The organism is Ancylomarina sp. 16SWW S1-10-2, from assembly GCF_009669305.1.
Classification (GTDB): Bacteria; Bacteroidota; Bacteroidia; order Bacteroidales; family Marinifilaceae; genus Ancylomarina.
The window spans coordinates 1-777 of sequence record NZ_SADB01000105.1 but is presented as its reverse complement, the minus strand read 5'-3'; the positions used below and the strand labels follow the sequence as shown (position 1 = coordinate 777).

Below are 777 nucleotides of genomic sequence, written 5' to 3'. Positions count from 1 at the left end.
TTCTAAAGTTCTATCTCGAATAATATCCTTTTCTTCTGATAGGTAGTTGTCGTGTGAAGCTCCATCTAATTCTATGATTAGTCTAATTTCGGGGCAATAGAAATCAGCAATGTAATTTCCGATTGAATGTTGTCTACGGAATTTGAGATTCTCGATTTGTTTATTTTTGATTGTTTTCCAAAGAGTTGATTCAGCAGCAGTGGAACGCTTTCTTAGTTTCTTTCTGTATTCGATGAGGTTCGGTTTGTTGTGAATCTTTTTCATGTTAATGTCTTTGAGTTATACAATTTACATAAAATATTGTTTGAGATTGTAAACCACTCCGTCTGATTTTCTTCGTACCTCAGAAAACCATCAATTTTTTCTCCTCCTTTGTTTTAAGGAGGAGTGCCCGTAGGGCGAGGTGGTAAAAAATATAGGAGGGGAAATTATGTTTATTTGATATAAATGGTTAACCTTTCTCTTTTTTTAATGATTAATCCCCGAAGAGCGAGGTGGTAAAAGAATAATTTATATTCAGCTATTTTTCTTCAGATAGTTTATTTTGTGCGTTTTAATTGCCTCAATTATTTCTTCAAGAAATTCATAAACATATCGGTTTTCAAATCTTATTATGGTGCAATTGTATTCTTCTAAAGTTCTATCTCGAATAATATCCTTTTCTTCTGATAGGTAGTTGTCGTGTGAAGCTCCATCTAATTCTATGATTAGTCTAATTTCGGGGCAATAGAAATCAGCAATGTAATTTCCGATTGAATGTTGTCTACRGAATTTGAG

At 32.9% G+C, this 777-nt stretch carries 2 protein-coding genes; both read right to left on the bottom strand.

Translation table 11 applies throughout. The features are described 5' to 3' along the window. Positions 1-264 (bottom strand): endonuclease domain-containing protein (locus EMN46_RS18655; protein WP_154202529.1); only part of this gene is annotated, 264 nt, incomplete at its 3' end. Between the two features lie 252 nt (positions 265-516). Next, positions 517-777, bottom strand: a 261-nt coding sequence (locus EMN46_RS18650; protein ID WP_154202527.1) for an endonuclease domain-containing protein, incomplete at its 5' end; no start/stop codon positions are given.